The sequence below is a fragment of the Candidatus Mycobacterium methanotrophicum genome, from assembly GCF_023515995.1.
Classification (GTDB): Bacteria; Actinomycetota; Actinomycetes; order Mycobacteriales; family Mycobacteriaceae; genus Mycobacterium; species Mycobacterium methanotrophicum.
The window spans coordinates 1,702,968-1,718,505 of record NZ_CP097320.1 but is presented as its reverse complement, the minus strand read 5'-3'; the positions used below and the strand labels follow the sequence as shown (position 1 = coordinate 1,718,505).

Genomic DNA, 15,538 nt, shown 5'->3' with positions numbered 1-15,538 from the left:
GGCAAATTGGCGGCAAGTGCGGCAAGTGTAGTACAAACGACTAAGGGGTTTGGTAACGAATCTCTAAGTGAGATTGACCACGGACCAACGAGTGCTATTGACATCTGTTGAGCCTGTGAAACGATCTAGCTATCGCATGCAACGGTGCCGAAACATCTTCTTGTGCCTGCGTTAACAGCCGAAGAAAAATGCTCATGCGCCCTGCTGCGCACACAGTGAGGAGTAACGACCTATGGATTGGCGCCACAATGCGGTGTGTCGCGATGAGGACCCGGAGCTGTTCTTCCCCGTCGGAAACAGCGGACCGGCCCTGGCCCAGATCGCTGACGCGAAACTGGTCTGTAACCGCTGTCCGGTGACCACCGAGTGCCTGTCATGGGCGCTCAACACCGGCCAGGACTCCGGCGTGTGGGGTGGAATGAGCGAAGACGAGCGGCGCGCGCTCAAGCGCCGCAACGCCCGCACGAAGGCCCGCAGCACCGTCTGACGTCCGCGTCAACGGTGCGGCCCCGGCAACCCGTCGGGGCCGCACCGTTGTGTGGCGCTACTGCGCGGGGCGGACGCGACGCCCGATCGGCACACGTAACACCACGTCGGTTCCCCCTTCGGGGGCGTTTTGCATCTGCAGCGAGCCATCCAGCTCCGCAGACACCAGTGTCCGGACGATCTGCAGACCCAGCCGGTCGGAGTTCTCGACGCTGAAGCCCTCGGGCAGCCCGCGGCCGTCGTCGTGGACAACCACATCGAGCCACCGTGCCGACCGCTCGGCCCGTATCGTCACTGACCCCCCGCCAGCCGCCGGGTCTCGGGCTACCAGGTCAAATGCATGCTCGATGGCGTTTTGCACGAGCTCGGTGATCACCATGATCAGCGCGGTGGCGCGGTCGGAGTCCAGGACGCCGAACATGCCCGCACGGTTGATTCGGATCGGCGTATCCACCGTCGCCACATCATTCATGATCGGCAGGATCCGGTCGATCACTTCGTCGAGGTTCACCTCCTCGTCCACCGACATCGACAGCGCGTCGTGCACCAAGGCGATCGACGACACCCGCCGCACCGACTCGATGAGCGCCTCTCGGCCCTCGGGGTTGGTCATCCGGCGGGCTTGCAGACGCAGCAGCGCCGCCACGGTCTGCAGGTTGTTCTTCACCCGGTGGTGAATTTCGCGGATTGTGGCGTCCTTGGAAATCAGCGCGCGATCGCGGCGCTTGACTTCGGTGACGTCGCGCACCAGTACCGCTGCGCCGGCTGCGCAGGAGTGGACCACCAGCGGCAGCGTCCGCAGCAGCACCGTCGCACCGCCGGCGTCGACCTCGATGCGCATGCTGGCACCGCCGGACAACGAGTCGCGCACATGGGTAGCAAGTTCGCGCGCCTCGAACGGGTCGGAGATCAGCGGACGGGTGACCTCGATGAGGTTGTGGCCCTCCAGCTCCGAGGTCAGCCCCATCCGGTGGTAGGCCGACAGCGCGTTCGGACTGGCATAGGAGACGATTCCGTTGACGTCGAGTCGAATGAAGCCGTCGCCGGCTCGCGGGCTGGAGCGCGACATCGCCAAGTCCCCGACGTTGGGGAAGGTGCCCTCGGAGAGCATGTGGACGAGGTCAGCGGCGCAGTCAAGGTATGCGTTCTCCAGCGGGCTGGATTTGTGGGTGTCGCCGACGGCTGTCTGGTGGGTCAACACCGCGACTACTTTGTCGCCGTACCGCACCGGCACCGCCTCGATGTTCAGGCCCGTTTGTCGCCACGAATACGATTGGCCCGCGTCACTTTCCAGACCGATCGTGCCGGATTCGAACGCCGCGCCGATCAGCGGCACCCGATCGGCGGGCAGCACGGTACCGACGGCGTCTCGCAGCAAGACGGTGGGAGCGGTATTCGGCCGGCATTGCGCCACACAGACCAGCGAACCGTCGTCGCGGCGAACCCACATCAGGTAATCGGCGAACGAGAGATCGGCAAGCAGCTGCCATTCGCCGACCACTGCGTGCAGGTGGTCGACGGCGCTACCCGGCAGAACGGTGTGTTCGGCGAGCAGGTCACCGAGAGTGGACATCGGCGACTCCCGCCAAGAGGTACGGACAAGCCAATGGCTAGCTGATTACGGCGATAAGGTCGCCGGCCTGAATGACGTCGCCCGCCGAAACGCTGACCTTGCTGACCGTGCCGGCGACCTCGGCCAGAACTGGGATCTCCATCTTCATCGATTCCAGCAGCACCAGGGTGTCACCCTCGCCGATCTGGTCGCCCTCGCTGACCACGACTTCGAGTACGCTGGCCACGATTTCTGCGCGGACGTCCTCGGCCATCATCACCCCGTTCGTCACCCACCCGGTTTTTGCCCAAATTCTGTTGCTCCATCGAACCACAGTCAGTTGGCCTGGGCGGGAGGGAGTGAGTCCACGCCGAGTCGTGTCGACGTCGACGGCGCAGGTCAGAGCACTGGCAGATATCGCGCGGGTATCGGTAAGCAAACTCCAAGATTACTAAGCGAACCTATAGAGTTTCTCCTGTGATCGTGTCGTGTTGTTCCTGTGACATTTGAGCAGCATCGTTACCAGAGTGATTGGAGCGCCTGATGCGTACTTGGTGCTTCAGCCGAATTTGAGGGGAACTCCATTGTCCGAGAACATGTTTGCGAATCCGACAGCTCGACGACCATTGACCCGAGTAAAGGCCGGCATCGGGGTTGCGCTGGCCGCAATCGCCACCATTGGGCTCGGCACCGGGATTGCCGCGGCCGCTCCCCAGCAACCATTCCTTGCCGACGACCCGCTGCCCATTCCAGCTATTGGCGGGGCCGGTGCCGGCGCGGGCAGCGCGGTGAACATCGCCAACACGATCTTCGGCCAGCTCAGCTCGCTGATGAACAACGTCATCCCTGGCGCCGGTGACCTGTTGATGCCCGCCAGCAGCGCCCTGTCGTCCGGCGGGCTTCCGGGAGGACTGCCCGGCGCGGCCGGCGGGCTGCCGGGAGGACTGCCCGGCGCGGCCGGCGGGCTGCCGGGAGGACTGCCCGGCGCGGCCGGCGGGCTGCCCGGCTACCCTGGCGCGCTTCCGGGACAAACCCCGGGTCTACCCGGGGGACTGCCGGGGCAGACTCCTGGCTACCCAGGTGCATTGCCGGGCCAGACCCCGGCGCTGTCGGGCCAGACGCCGCTTTTGCCCGGACAGACGGCAGGGGCTCCCGGACAGGTGCCAGGGATTCCCGGACAGCCGGCCGATGTAGTGCCTGTCGGCACCGGGTCGATTGCGTAGCCCCAGAGCTAACCAACACCCGACGCATGGGAAACTGACCCGCAGATAAACCTGCGAGGAGGATCGATTATGGCCAAGCGTGGCCGCAAGAAGAAGGACCGCAAGTACAGCAAGGCCAATCACGGCAAGCGCCCCAACTCCTAGACGGGGCGGCACGGGAAGCGGGGGCGTTGGGGGACGCCCCCGCTTCCCGTGCGTGAGGCCGTTCGACGCTAAGAGCCAGGATGCCTTGTAAGGCGTCCTGGCTCTTAGCGACCGATGATGGTGGTGCGGCTGATCTCGAGTCGTAGGCGCTCCCGAAGGCTTTCCGGAGCCTTCTCGCCGCGGCACTTGGTCGCGATCAATGCCTTGATGCGCCCCTCAAGACCGTAGAGCCGCAGGCATGGCGGGCATTCTTCGAGATGCTTGCGCAGCTTCTCTCGAGTCTCGGCGGTGCATTCGCCGTCGAGCAAGGTCCATACTTCGGCGATCACTTCGGCGCACTCGGCTTTGACGCGCGGGGATACGTCCGCCGGAAGGTCATCGCGGCCAGACGTGGGCGAGAACTCGGTCACGACGACACCTCCTCGGGCGTTTGATCGCCGCGGATGAAACCCCGATCCTTGGCCACATCGGTCAACAAGGCGCGCAGTTGTCGCCTGCCGCGATGCAGTCGCGACATCACCGTCCCGATCGGTGTTTCCATGATCTCGGCGATCTCTTTGTACGGGAAACCTTCCACGTCGGCGTAGTACACCGCCATCCGAAATTCTTCGGGCAGTGCCTGCAGCGCCTCTTTGATCTCGGTGTCCGGCAACGACTCGAGCGCCTCAACCTCGGCGGAGCGCAACCCTGTCGAGGAGTGCTCGGCGGTGGCCGCCAGCTGCCAGTCGGTGATCTCGTCTGTCGGATACTGCGCGGGCTGCCGCTGCCTTTTTCGGTAACTGTTGATGTAGGTGTTGGTCAAGATGCGGTACAGCCACGCCTTGAGATTCGTGCCCTCCTTAAAGGAGCGAAATCCCGCGTAGGCCTTGACCATGGTTTCTTGGAGCAGGTCCTCGGCATCGGCCGGATTACGGGTCATCCGTAATGCGCCGCCATAGAGCTGGTCCAGCAGCGGAATCGCGTCGCGCTCGAAGCGCGCGGTCAACTCCGCGTCGGTCTCATCAGAGCGGCTGCGCGCAGGGGCACCCGAGCCATCGGCGGCCTCCGAGGCCGCGCCGTCGATGTCGGCCATGTTGAGTAACGCAGTCCCTTCTGTCGCGGTGCCGCTGAACAGGTCCATCAGCACCGGACCAGTCCGGCGCCCGGCCAACTGCTCTTCGCCGATAAGGCTCATCGCCGTTGACACCCGATCTCCCCCCTTCCCCAATCTAAAGGCTGCGACCGACAGTGTCTGCGTCGAACCATCAGAACAGCAATGATCGCCGCGCTATTTCCGGTTCATTCCGCCACCGACCGCGAGGCAACCCGAGCCGCCGATTCAGGCGGGTTGTGACCAGCGTTACTGTGACGCACATGTTGCTGAAAGCCAAGACCATGTTCATCTCGGGTGCCAGCCGCGGAATCGGCTTGGCCATCGCCAAGCGGGCCGCCCAGGACGGGGCCAACATCGCGCTGATCGCCAAGACCGCCGAGCCGCACCCCAAGCTTCCTGGCACGGTGTTCACGGCCGCCAAAGAGCTCGAAGAGGCCGGCGGCCAGGCGCTGCCGATCGTCGGCGACGTCCGCGACCCGGATTCGGTCGAAGCCGCCGTCGCCAAGACCGTCGAGCAGTTCGGCGGCATCGACATCTGCGTGAACAACGCGTCGGCAATCAACCTGGGGTCGATCACCGAAGTGCCGATGAAGCGCTTCGACCTGATGAACGGCATTCAGGTGCGCGGCACCTATGCGGTGTCGCGGGCGTGTATTCCGCATCTGAAAGGCCGGCAGAACCCGCACATCTTGACGTTGTCGCCGCCGGTATTGCTCGGAAAAGAGTGGTTGAAGCCGACGGCCTACATGATGGCTAAGTTCGGCATGACGCTGTGCGCGCTGGGCATGGCCGAGGAGTTGCGCAACGACGGCATTGCGTCGAACACCCTGTGGCCGCGCACGCTGGTTGCCACCGCCGCGGTGCAGAACTTGCTCGGCGGCGACGAGGCGATGGGCCGCGCCCGCAAGCCGCAGGTGTACTCCGACGCGGCCTACGTCATCCTCAACAAGCCGTCCCGTGACTACACCGGCAACACGCTGCTGTGCGAAGACGTGCTGGTGGAATCCGGTGTCACGGACTTGTCGATGTATGACTGCATCCCGGGCGGCAAACTCGGCGTCGACTTCTGGGTGGACGGCGTCAACCCGCCTGGCTACACCGGGCCGTAGCGTGGCCGCGGCCGCGACACCGGCTCTCGCGGCTCTGATCGGGGCCGGTGTGCCACACGAGGTCGTCAAGTTCGGTCATGATTCGCGGGCGCGCTCGTTCGGTATCGAGGCGGTCGGTGCGCTGACCGAGGGCGGCGGCATCGCCGCTGAACAGATCTACAAGACGTTGATCATCGCGGTGCCCGACGGGCTCGCCGTCGCGATACTGCCGGCGTCGTCGAAGTTGTCGCTGAAGGCGGCCGCCGCTGCGCTGGGAGTGGGCAAAGCCAGCATGGCCGAACCCGCTGCCGCCCAACGAGCGACCGGATATGTGGTCGGCGCTGTTTCGCCGTTCGGGCAGCGCGCGCCGCTGCCGACCGTCGTCGACTCCGGCGCCCTGGACTGGGACCGGGTCTATTGCAGCGCGGGCCGGCGCGGGTGGGATGTCGGGGTGACACCGGGCGACTTGATCCGGCTCACCGGCGCGGTGACTGCCGCGATCCGGGCCTGACCGCTCCAAGGCTCACCAGCCTCTTGAGTCGCTCTGGGCAGGGAATAGGACCTTCTTCACCGAGAGGGCGCATCTGATATCACCCTGTCGGCGTGACGCCAGTGTGCTGAGGACTGTCGGCGTGACGCCAGTGTGCTGAGGACTGCCCGCCGAAATCGACGCTTTGCAGCGAAAGTGCGAATGGGCGCCTGCAAAAGGCCGATGTCGATGCTCGATGCTTACCCGGCGAGGCGCGTCGGGGTCATCGCCGTCGGCGACCATGCTGTTGTAGAGCGGTTCTGCTGCACTCATCACCCGCCCTCCTTGATTCGGTCCGCAGCACGCCATAGCTGCAGCACGCCACCAGTCGCGCATGGCCGCAAAGAACTCCCGTTTGGCGTCGCGCAGCTCGGCGCTGTCCAGCCGATCGCCCAGCAGCAACGCCGCCTCGCTGCGGTTGGCGGCCACCCACCGCAGGTGGTGCGCGACACCGCCGCGCATGCTGTCCTCGGCGGTGGCGTGGCTGCGCAACATTGCGACGAATCCCGCCTGGTATTCGTTCCTCACTTGGGCGTAGACGGCCGCGGCCAGCAATCGACGGGTTCGTCTCCCCGGTACCTTCTTAGGAGTACATCGCACCTTGGACATCGAGCAGCGGCAGCCTTGAATACTTCACTGGTCGTGGGCGGCGGGCCCAACGGGCTTGCCGCCGCCATCTGCCTTGCCGCCCAAGGCGTGCAGGTGACCGTGCTCGAGGCCGCCGACGAGGTCGGCGGTGGCGTTCGCAGCGGCGAAGCCATCATCCCGGGCCTGCTGCACGACCACTGCTCGGCGATCCACCCGATGGCCGTCGGCTCGCAGTTCTTAAGCCGATTCGACCTGCAGCGGTACGGCCTGTCGTGGCGCTGGCCGGAGATCGATTGCGTTCATCCCCTCGACGACGGCAGCGCCGGAGTGCTGTACCGCTCGGTGCAGGAGACCGCCGCAGGGCTGGGTCGCGATGGGCCGCGGTGGCGGTTCGCGTTTGGTTACCCGGCAACCCGGTTCGACGCGCTCAGCGAGGACATCATGCGGCCGCTGCTGCGGTTCCCGCACCACCCGATGACGCTGGCCCGGTTCGGTGCACCCACCGTGCTTCCCGGGGCGGCGTTGGCCCGGTGGTTTCGCACCGATGAGGGACAGGCATTGTTCGGGGGCGTTGCGGCACACGCCTTTCGGCCGCTGCACTACCCGATGACCTCCGCGATCGGGATGGGCATCATCGTGGCCGGGCACCGGCACGGTTGGGCGGTGGCAGAAGGGGGATCGCAGTCGATTACCAACGCGATGGTGGCGCTGCTGAGCGATCTGGGCGGCAAGATCGTGACCGGGGTTCGGGTAAAGGCGGCAGCGCAGTTGCCTCCCGCCGACGTCACGATGTTCGATCTGGCGCCGAGCGCCGTCGCTGAGATATTGGGCGATCGTCTTCCGCGCCGAATTTCTCGTCGCTTCACCAGGTTCCGGCGTGGACCCGGCGCGTTCAAAGTCGACTTCGCCGTGGAGGGCGGCGTGCCGTGGACCAACCCGCACGCGCACCGGGCCGGCACGGTGCATCTGGCCGGGAGCTATCGCGAACTGGCCGCGACCGAGCGGGATATCCACGCCGGACGCATGCCCCAGCGGCCATTCGTGTTGGTCGGTCAGCAGTATCTGGCCGACCCGCAACGGTCAGTGGGCAATACGCATCCGGTGTGGACCTACGCGCACGTCCCGAACGGCTATGCCGGCGACGCGACCGAGGCGATCACCGCCCAGATCGAGCGGTTCGCCCCGAGTTTCCGGGACCGCATTATCGGGTGCGCGGTTCGATCGACGACGCAGATGGACGCCTACAACCCCAACTACGTGGGCGGCGACATTATGACCGGCGCCAAGGACATCCGTCAGCTGACATTTGGGCCACGAATCACGTTGTCGCCCTACGCCATTGGAATCCCTGGCATGTACATCTGCTCGGCCGCCACTCCACCGGGGCCCGGCGCGCACGGCATGTGTGGCGCCAACGCCGCCGACCTCGCGCTCGCCTATCTGGCGCAGCGGGCGTAACCCGTTGACTCGTTGACGACTACAGCGCTTAGAGCAGCCTCGCTTGTTCGGGCGGCGACTCGGCCGGCTCGATCAGCTCGGGGCCGTTGTTGCGCACGCTGTTGACCAGCGTCGAGATTTCGCGCATCTCGATGCCACGCACGTCAGGCGGATTTGCCAGTAACTCCAGATCGGCCGGCGCGTCGGGATCCAGCCAGCGGTCCCAGTAACGCTCGGGCGCCACCAATGGCATCCGGTCATGGATCTCGGCAAGCTCGCCGACCGCATCGGTGGTGATGATGGTGCAACTCAACAATGGGCTGGCGTCCGTGGCTGGCTTCCAAACCGACCACAGGCCGGCCATGAACAGCGTTTCGCCGTCGGCGCGGTAGATGTAGAACGGTGTCTTACGGGCCTTCTTGCCGTCAGCGGCCGGGTTGGCCCGCCATTCGTAGTAGCCGTCCATCGGCACCAGGCAGCGCTTGGACTTGGCGCTCGACCGAAACGCCGGCGAGGTGGTGACCTTGTCGGCGCGGGCATTGATCAGCTGCGGGCCCTTGGACTCCGGGGCGCCGTCAGACCCCGCCTTGGCCCACGGCGGCACCAACCCCCAGCGCATCAGCCGCACCCGTCGGGTGGGTTCGTCGTCGGGTTCATCGTGACGACGTACCACCGTGGTGATGGTCGTGGTAGGCGCCACGTTGTAGTTCGGGTCGGTTGCTTCACGCGCCGCCCACCTCTCATCGGTCGCCTGGATCTTCTCGGCCAGCGCGGCCGGATCGGTGGTCACTGCGAACCGTCCACACATAACTCCATGGTGCCCGCCGGGTTGTCGGGCGGGCGGCGACCCGCTGCGCCCGGCTTCGCCGCGCTTGCGATCGCCGGGTTGTCGGGCGGGCGGCGACCCGCTGCGCCCGGCTTCGCCGCGCTTGCGATCGCCGGGTTGTCGGGCGGGCGGCGACCCGCTGCGCCCGGCTTCGCCGCGCTTGCGATCGCCGGTAGGCAATGATGGAGCACGTGAATACCTGGTCCGCGCCGCACATGCAGCGGCCGGTGTGCGCGACGGTCACAGTGCCGGGGTCCAAATCGCAGACCAACCGGGCATTGGTGCTCTCGGCGCTGGCCGCCGCGAACGGGGGGGTGTCGGCGATCAGCGGTGCGCTGCGCAGCCGCGACACCGACCTGATGATCGGCGCGCTGGACGCGTTGGGCCTACAGGTCGAGGGGTCGGCAGCAGAGCTGACGGTCAGCGGGAAGGTCGCCCCGCCAGCTGACGCCCGGATCGATTGCGGATTGGCCGGCACGGTGCTGCGTTTCGTCCCGCCGCTGGCGGCCCTAGCAGCCGTCCCTGGCGTGTCAGTGACCTTCGACGGCGACGAGCAGGCCCGGGTCAGGCCGATCACCCCGTTGCTCGACGCGCTGCGCGGCATGGGTGTCGACATCGACGGCGACGGGTTGCCGTTCCGGGTCCGCGCCGCCGGATCGGTCACCGGCGGGACGGTGAAAATCGATGCCTCCGCGTCGTCGCAGTTCGTCTCGGGCCTGCTGCTCTGCGGCGCGTCGTTCACCGCGGGCCTGAGCGTGCAACACGTCGGTCCGGCACTGCCCTCGGCGCCGCATGTCGCGATGACGGTGGCCATGCTGCGACAAACCGGCGTCGAGGTCGACGACACCACGCCCGACCGTTGGCAGGTACGACCGGGCGTGGTGACGGCCCGGCACTGGCACATCGAACCGGACCTGTCCAACGCCGTGCCATTCATCGCGGCGGCCGTGGTCAGCGCGGGCAGTGTGCGCATCACCGGCTGGCCGGCGCACAGCATCCAACCGGCCGAGGCGATTCTGAGTATCCTTGAGCAACTGGATTCGGTTGCCACACAATCTGATTCATATCTTGCGGTGCAGGGGCCGCCATCCTACGGCGGTTTCGATGTAAACCTGCGCGACGTCGGTGAACTCACCCCCGCGGTCGCGGTGCTCGCCGCATTAGCCACGCCGGGCTCGGTGTCAAGGCTGTCCGGCATCGCCCACCTGCGTGGCCACGAAACCGACCGCCTGGCGGCGCTGAGCACCGAGATCAACCGGCTGGGCGGCAATTGCCGCCAAACCGCTGACGGCCTGGAAATCACCGCGACGCCGCTGCGGTCGGGGATTTGGCGGTCGTATGCCGATCACCGGATGGCGACGGCTGGCGCGATTGTCGGGCTACGGGTCTCCGGAGTCGAGGTCGACGACATCGCCACCACTGCCAAGACGATGCCGGATTTCCCGCGGCTGTGGACGAATATGGTTGGGGAGTCCAGCGGTTGAGGCCGGGCGACTACGACGAGTCCGACGTCAAGATCCGCGCCGGACGGGGTTCGCGAGCGCGGACCAAGACCCGGCCTGAGCACGCCGACGCAAAACCGGCCATGGTCATCAGCGTCGACCGCGGCCGCTGGGGATGTGTGCTCGACGGCGACCCCGGTCGCCGGGTCACCGCAATGCGGGCACGCGAACTGGGCCGCACGCCGATCGTCGTCGGCGACGACGTCGACGTGGTCGGCGACCTAACCGGGCGAGGCGACACCTTGGCCCGCATCGTGCGGCGCGGGCCGCGGCGAACGGTGTTGCGGCGCACCGCCGAGGACACCGATCCCACCGAACGGGTGGTCGTCGCCAACGCCGATCAACTGCTGATCGTGGTGGCGCTGGCCGACCCGCCGCCGCGCACCGGCCTGGTCGATCGAACACTGATCGCGGCCTACGCGGGCGGGCTCACACCGATTCTGTGTCTGACCAAGACCGACCTGGCGCCCGCCGCGCCGTTCGCCGAGCAGTTCGCCGACCTCGATCTCACCGTAGTCATCGCCGGCCGCGACGACCCGCTGGAAGCCGTCGCGCACCTGCTGGTCGACAAAATCACCGTGCTACTTGGCCATTCCGGCGTCGGCAAGTCGACCTTGGTGAACCGTCTTGTGCCGGAAGCGGATCGAGCGGTCGGTCAAGTGACCGATATTGGCCGGGGGCGACACACCTCGACGCAATCGGTGGCGCTGCCGCTCGACGACACCGGCTGGGTGATCGATACCCCGGGGATCCGCTCGTTCGGGTTGGCCCACATCCAACCCGACGACGTGATAGCGGCGTTTTCGGATCTGGCCCAAGCCATCGAGGAATGCCCGCGCGGCTGCGGACACATGGGCGCGCCCGCAGATCCCGAATGCGCGCTGGACACGCTGACCGGCCCGGCCACCCGTCGCGTGGGCGCCGCGCGGCGACTGCTGGCCGCGCTACGCGAAAGTTAGCCGGAGCGTGCGTGTCTGTACGCCGCTCGCGGCGTACAACTGTGCACGGTCGCGCAAGAACGCCGCAGAGCGCAGAGCCAAGGGCGCTCAGGCGGCGGCGCGGCGGATTCTCCTGTCGCGGCGCCAACCGCGCACGGTGGCAATCGCGCTCTTGAGCCCGCGGCGACGTCCGGTCGCCGGATCAGTGCCCAGGACCCCCGGCTCCAGGTCGGCGAACATCCGCTCGTTGCGGGTCTCGGGTGCGTTGTCGGCGGTGTCGCGCAGATACTTGTCCGGCAGCGACAGCTTGGCGATGGTCCGCCAGGTCTTGCCGTACTGCAGCAGGAAAGAGCCTGTGGTGTAAGGCAAGTCGTACTTGTCGCAGAGCTCGCGCACCCGCACTGAGATCTCGTGCAGCCGATTGCTGGGCAGATCGGGGTACAGGTGGTGCTCGATCTGGTAGCACAGGTTGCCGCTCATGAACCGCAACACCGGCCCGGCGTCGAAGTTGGCGCTGCCCAGCATCTGGCGCAGATACCACTGGCCCTTGGTTTCGCCGATCATGTCGGTTTTCGCGAATTTCTCTGCGCCGTCTGGGAAATGGCCGCAAAAGATCACCGCGTTGGCCCACAGGTTGCGGATCACGTTGGCGACCGCGTTGGCTTTCACCGTCGAGGTGTAGGTCGCGCCGGGCGACAGCGCGGTCAGTGCCGGGAATGCGACGTAGTCCTTGAACACCTGGCGACCGGACTTGGCCAAGAACTCGTCGATCCGCTGCCGGGCGTCCCCGGTGTCTATCCGCTTCTTGACGATCTTGCCGATCTCGACATGCTGCAGCGCTACGCCCCACTCAAAGCCGATCGCGAGCAGGGTGTTGTACAGCAGATTGAGCAGATTGAAGCGCTTCCAGGGCTGGTCGCGGGTAACGCGCAGCAGGCCGTAGCCGACGTCGTCGTCCATGCCGAGGATGTTGGTGTACTTGTGGTGCACGAAATTGTGGGTGTATCGCCAGTGCTTGGAGGCCCCGCTCATGTCCCACTCCCACGTTGAGGAGTGAATCTCGGGGTCGTTCATCCAGTCCCACTGGCCGTGCATGACGTTGTGGCCGATCTCCATGTTCTCGATGATCTTGGCCACACCGAGGGTCAGGGTGCCCGCCCACCAGGCCGACCGCCGGGAGCCGGCCGCCAGCAGCACCCGGCCGGCGACGTCCAGCGCGCGCTGCGCTGCGATGGTGCGGCGGATGTAGCGGGCGTCCCGGTCGCCACGAGATTCTTCGACATCCTGGCGGATGGCATCGATCTCAACACCGAGTGTTTCGATGTCGGCGTCCGTCAGATGCGCGAATACGTCCAGATCTGTGATCGCCATTATCGCCTTCCCGTCGACTGTCGTGCGTACCTACGCTATCGTAACCTACGAAACCGTAGGTTACCAGTGAGTAACGCTTAAACGTCGAGTACGCAATCGCCCGACGCGGCGGAAATACAGGTCTGCACGCGGGTCCCGGGTTCATGTACAGCACCGGTCCGCAGATCCCGAACATGGCCTTCGACCAGGTCGACCACGCAGGATTGGCAGATCCCCATCCGGCAACCGAACGGCATCTGCACACCCATCTGCTCACCCGCATTCATCAGCGAGGTCGCCGCATCGGCGTTCGTGCTTTTTCCGCTCTTTGAAAAAGAGACCGTGCCGCCGGCCCCGGCCGGCGCCGGGCGCGACACCGCAAAACGCTCGAGGTGCAAGCGGTCGCCGATGCCGGCCGCCGACCAGGCGCGCTCGGCTGCGTTGAGCATGGCTTCGGGTCCGCACGCCCAGGTCTGCCGGTCGCGCCAGTCCGGCGCCTCAGCGTCGAGCCGCGTCAGATCCAGGCGGCCCTGGCTGCGCGTCCTGCGCAGCTGCAGCCGGTAGCCTGCATGGTCGCGGGCCAGCTGGTCGAGTTCGGCGCCGAACATCACGTCGGCCGCGGTGGGCGCCGAGTGCAGATGAATCACGTCGGTGATCTGATCGTGGCGCACCAGCGTGCGCAGCATCGACATCACCGGGGTGATGCCCGACCCGGCAGTGATGAACAGCACCTTCGGTGGCGCCGGCTCGGGCAGCACGAAATTGCCCTGGGGCGCGGCCAACCGCACGATCGTCCCGGGTTTCACGCCACCCACCAGATGCGCGGAAAGGAAGCCCTCGGGCATCGCTTTCACCGTGATCGTTACCGTGCGGGAGCCTCTCGCCGACCCGATCCGATTGCCCCGCTCCTGGGCGGCCCGCGTCGTCACCGGGCATGACGTCAGCGAATACGACCGCCATCGCCAGCGGCCCTCCACCAGCAGCCCGATCCCCATGTACTGGCCGGGCTGGTAGTCGAAGCTGAAGCCCCAGCCGGGCTTGATGACGAGCGTCGCCGAGTCATGGGTCTCCCGCCGGACCTCGAGAATTCGGCCCCGCAATTCACGCGCCGACCACAGCGGATTGGCGAGGCGAAGATAGTCATCGGGCAACAGCGGCGTGGTGATGCGCTCGGCGAGCTTGCGCAGTGCGTGCCAGCCGGGATGGGTGTCCACGCCAGCCACCGTAGCCGGTTTTGTTGCGACGACGTTGGCGGTGACTTTCGCGATTTTCTTGGTCATGGGGCAACTCCTGCTCTGATGACCTACGGTACCGTAACCTACGGTCGCGTAGCCAGGCCTAGCCGCTTGAGGGTCAACTTTCGACAACTTGTTGTCGATGTGGGATGACTGGCCTGCGGTGAATCCTCAAGCGGCTAGTTGCTTAGAGCAGCTCGAGCAGAAACGGCAGCTCTTGGGTGGCGTACCAGGCCAGATCATGGTCCTGCGCGTCGCCAACCGTCAGCTCGGCGTCTTCGTCACCCAAGTCGGCCTCGTCGATGACCGCGATCGCCGCCGTGACATCGGCCTCCGCGGTGGCATTGTCGACGAACGCGGCGACCACATCCTCGATCGCCAACGGCGCCCCCAGCCGCACGACGGCGTCATCGAGATCGGGACGCAACGTCACCGCTCCTGCGTCGTCGACATCGGCAACCAGCACCGCGCGCCGCGGCGGCGACTTGGCGCGCGGCTGCCCCGACTCGTGGTGGGTGGCCGCCAACAGCCGCAGCGAAGCCAGCGCCGCCTCGCGCAGCGCGACTTCGCCGAGCTCGTCGTCGTCGCCGTGCGCGTAGGCCTCCCGCAGTCGCGGGGTCACGGCGAACGCGGTGCCGCTGACGGGCAGCAACGAACCATCGGTGACCAGTTGCTGCAGCATGGCCAGGGTTACCGGGACATAGATCCGCATCGCTATTCGGTGTCACCGATCAACGTGGCCACATGATCGGGGACATAGGTCGATAGCTCACGCGGGGGGCGCTGATAGTTGCCGCTCACCACCGGGTGGCTGGGCAGCTCGACCTTCGGCTTCTCCACATCGTGATAGGGCATCGTCGACAACAGGTGGGCCATCATGTTCAGCCGAGCGTGCTTCTTGATATCGGATTCCACGACAAACCATGGGCTCGCGGGGATGTCGGTGTGCACCATCATCTCGTCTTTGGCGCGCGAATACTCCTCCCACCGGTACACCGATTCCAGGTCCGTCGGGCTGAGTTTCCACTGCCGCACAGGGTCGTTGAGCCGCTTTCTGAACCGGCGTAACTGCTCGTCGTCGGATACCGAAAACCAGTACTTCCGTAGCAGAATCCCTTCCTCGATGAGCATCCGTTCGAAGATCGGTGTCTGCCGCAGGAACAGCGCACGCTCTTGCGGTGTGCAGAAACCCATGACTTTCTCCACGCCGGCACGGTTGTACCACGACCGGTCGAAGAGCACGATCTCGCCTTTGGCGGGCAGATGCGCGATATAGCGCTGGTAGTACCACTGCCCGCGTTCCCGATCTGTCGGCGCCGGCAAGGCGGCGATCCGTGCGAGGCGCGGACTGAGGTATTCGGTGATCCGTTTGATGGTGCCGCCCTTGCCCGCCCCGTCGCGACCTTCGAAGATCACCACGATGCGGGCGCCGGAAAAGCGCACCCACTCTTGAAGTTTCACGAATTCCGTTTGTAGACGGAATAATTCGGCTTCATAGACCGCCTTGGAAATCTTCGGCGGTGACTTTCGCTTCTTCGGTTGCTTTG

General features: G+C 65.9%; 19 protein-coding genes. 9 read left to right on the top strand and 10 right to left on the bottom strand.

The features are described from left to right. Positions 1 to 232 precede the first annotated feature (232 nt). Positions 233 to 487: a transcriptional regulator WhiB1 gene (whiB1, locus tag M5I08_RS09265; protein WP_219067351.1), complete on the top strand. Its 255-nt coding sequence runs from the start codon at positions 233 to 235 to the stop codon at positions 485 to 487. Between the two features lie 57 nt (positions 488 to 544). Here whiB1 and M5I08_RS09260 read toward each other — a convergent pair whose 3' ends face one another. Both M5I08_RS09260 and M5I08_RS09255 read right to left on the bottom strand, forming a co-directional pair. Further along, positions 545 to 2,059, bottom strand: a complete 1,515-nt coding sequence (locus M5I08_RS09260) for a sensor histidine kinase (RefSeq protein ID WP_219067350.1) — start codon at positions 2,057 to 2,059, stop codon at positions 545 to 547. A gap of 37 nt (positions 2,060 to 2,096) precedes the next feature. Continuing rightward, positions 2,097 to 2,312 carry a biotin/lipoyl-binding carrier protein gene (locus M5I08_RS09255; RefSeq protein ID WP_083410850.1) on the bottom strand — a complete coding sequence of 72 codons (216 nt, stop codon included), beginning with the start codon at positions 2,310 to 2,312 and terminating at the stop codon, positions 2,097 to 2,099. Between the two features lie 352 nt (positions 2,313 to 2,664). Here M5I08_RS09255 and M5I08_RS09250 point away from each other — a divergent pair, with 352 nt between their 5' ends. Continuing rightward, complete coding sequence (locus M5I08_RS09250) at positions 2,665 to 3,261, top strand: hypothetical protein (RefSeq protein ID WP_219067349.1); 597 nt, start codon at positions 2,665 to 2,667, stop codon at positions 3,259 to 3,261. A 69-nt stretch (positions 3,262 to 3,330) separates the two neighbouring features. Beyond that, on the top strand, positions 3,331 to 3,405 hold the full coding sequence (locus tag M5I08_RS26675) for a 50S ribosomal protein bL37 (protein ID WP_139825066.1): 75 nt from the start codon (positions 3,331 to 3,333) through the stop codon (positions 3,403 to 3,405). Between the two features lie 104 nt (positions 3,406 to 3,509). Here M5I08_RS26675 and rsrA read toward each other — a convergent pair whose 3' ends face one another. Continuing rightward, a complete protein-coding gene (rsrA, locus tag M5I08_RS09245; protein WP_219067348.1) occupies positions 3,510 to 3,815 on the bottom strand; it encodes a mycothiol system anti-sigma-R factor in 306 nt (101 codons plus the stop codon). Continuing rightward, positions 3,812 to 4,477 (bottom strand): sigma-70 family RNA polymerase sigma factor, encoded by a 666-nt coding sequence (locus tag M5I08_RS09240; RefSeq protein WP_370328630.1) that lies wholly within the window; start codon positions 4,475 to 4,477, stop codon positions 3,812 to 3,814. Before M5I08_RS09240 ends, rsrA begins: the two co-directional genes overlap by 4 nt. Positions 4,478 to 4,758: 281 nt before the next feature. Here M5I08_RS09240 and M5I08_RS09235 point away from each other — a divergent pair, with 281 nt between their 5' ends. Then, on the top strand, positions 4,759 to 5,607 hold the full coding sequence (locus tag M5I08_RS09235; RefSeq protein ID WP_219067376.1) for an SDR family oxidoreductase: 849 nt from the start codon (positions 4,759 to 4,761) through the stop codon (positions 5,605 to 5,607). Between the two features lies 1 nt (position 5,608). Then, positions 5,609 to 6,097, top strand: coding sequence for a YbaK/EbsC family protein (locus M5I08_RS09230; RefSeq protein ID WP_219067347.1), 489 nt, complete (start codon positions 5,609 to 5,611; stop codon positions 6,095 to 6,097). A 12-nt stretch (positions 6,098 to 6,109) separates the two neighbouring features. On the opposite strand, the gene M5I08_RS09225 is transcribed toward M5I08_RS09230, so the two are convergent. Beyond that, the gene (locus tag M5I08_RS09225) at positions 6,110 to 6,715 is read right to left on the bottom strand and encodes a hypothetical protein (RefSeq protein WP_249763211.1); all 606 of its coding nucleotides are present in this window, start codon (positions 6,713 to 6,715) and stop codon (positions 6,110 to 6,112) included. Between the two features lie 24 nt (positions 6,716 to 6,739). On the opposite strand from M5I08_RS09225, the gene M5I08_RS09220 reads away from it, so the two are divergent. Continuing rightward, positions 6,740 to 8,161 carry a phytoene desaturase family protein gene (locus tag M5I08_RS09220; protein WP_219067346.1) on the top strand — a complete coding sequence of 474 codons (1,422 nt, stop codon included), beginning with the start codon at positions 6,740 to 6,742 and terminating at the stop codon, positions 8,159 to 8,161. Positions 8,162 to 8,189: 28 nt separating this feature from the next. Here the strand turns inward: M5I08_RS09220 and M5I08_RS09215 are convergent, their stop codons facing one another. Further along, positions 8,190 to 8,948 (bottom strand): SOS response-associated peptidase, encoded by a 759-nt coding sequence (locus M5I08_RS09215; protein ID WP_219067345.1) that lies wholly within the window; start codon positions 8,946 to 8,948, stop codon positions 8,190 to 8,192. A gap of 6 nt (positions 8,949 to 8,954) precedes the next feature. On the opposite strand from M5I08_RS09215, the gene M5I08_RS09210 reads away from it, so the two are divergent. From M5I08_RS09210 to rsgA, 3 genes are read left to right on the top strand one after another with little or no spacing between them, the layout of a single operon-like run. After that, a complete protein-coding gene (locus M5I08_RS09210; protein ID WP_305883655.1) occupies positions 8,955 to 9,149 on the top strand; it encodes a hypothetical protein in 195 nt (64 codons plus the stop codon). Beyond that, complete coding sequence (gene aroA, locus M5I08_RS09205) at positions 9,149 to 10,450, top strand: 3-phosphoshikimate 1-carboxyvinyltransferase (protein ID WP_370328629.1); 1,302 nt, start codon at positions 9,149 to 9,151, stop codon at positions 10,448 to 10,450. The genes M5I08_RS09210 and aroA overlap by 1 nt, the downstream gene beginning before the upstream one ends. Next, positions 10,447 to 11,427: a ribosome small subunit-dependent GTPase A gene (rsgA, locus tag M5I08_RS09200; protein WP_219067343.1), complete on the top strand. Its 981-nt coding sequence runs from the start codon at positions 10,447 to 10,449 to the stop codon at positions 11,425 to 11,427. The genes aroA and rsgA overlap by 4 nt, the downstream gene beginning before the upstream one ends. Before the next feature lie 87 nt (positions 11,428 to 11,514). On the opposite strand, the gene M5I08_RS09195 is transcribed toward rsgA, so the two are convergent. The 4 genes from M5I08_RS09195 to ppk2 all read right to left on the bottom strand — a co-directional run bounded on the left by M5I08_RS09195 (position 11,515) and on the right by ppk2 (position 15,503). Further along, positions 11,515 to 12,777, bottom strand: a complete 1,263-nt coding sequence (locus tag M5I08_RS09195) for a fatty acid desaturase family protein (protein ID WP_219067342.1) — start codon at positions 12,775 to 12,777, stop codon at positions 11,515 to 11,517. Between the two features lie 77 nt (positions 12,778 to 12,854). Beyond that, a complete protein-coding gene (locus M5I08_RS09190; protein WP_219067341.1) occupies positions 12,855 to 14,036 on the bottom strand; it encodes a ferredoxin reductase in 1,182 nt (393 codons plus the stop codon). A 142-nt stretch (positions 14,037 to 14,178) separates the two neighbouring features. Further along, positions 14,179 to 14,703 (bottom strand): DUF6912 family protein, encoded by a 525-nt coding sequence (locus M5I08_RS09185; RefSeq protein WP_219067340.1) that lies wholly within the window; start codon positions 14,701 to 14,703, stop codon positions 14,179 to 14,181. A gap of 2 nt (positions 14,704 to 14,705) precedes the next feature. After that, positions 14,706 to 15,503, bottom strand: coding sequence for a polyphosphate kinase 2 (ppk2, locus tag M5I08_RS09180; RefSeq protein WP_249763329.1), 798 nt, complete (start codon positions 15,501 to 15,503; stop codon positions 14,706 to 14,708). Positions 15,504 to 15,538 lie beyond the last annotated feature (35 nt).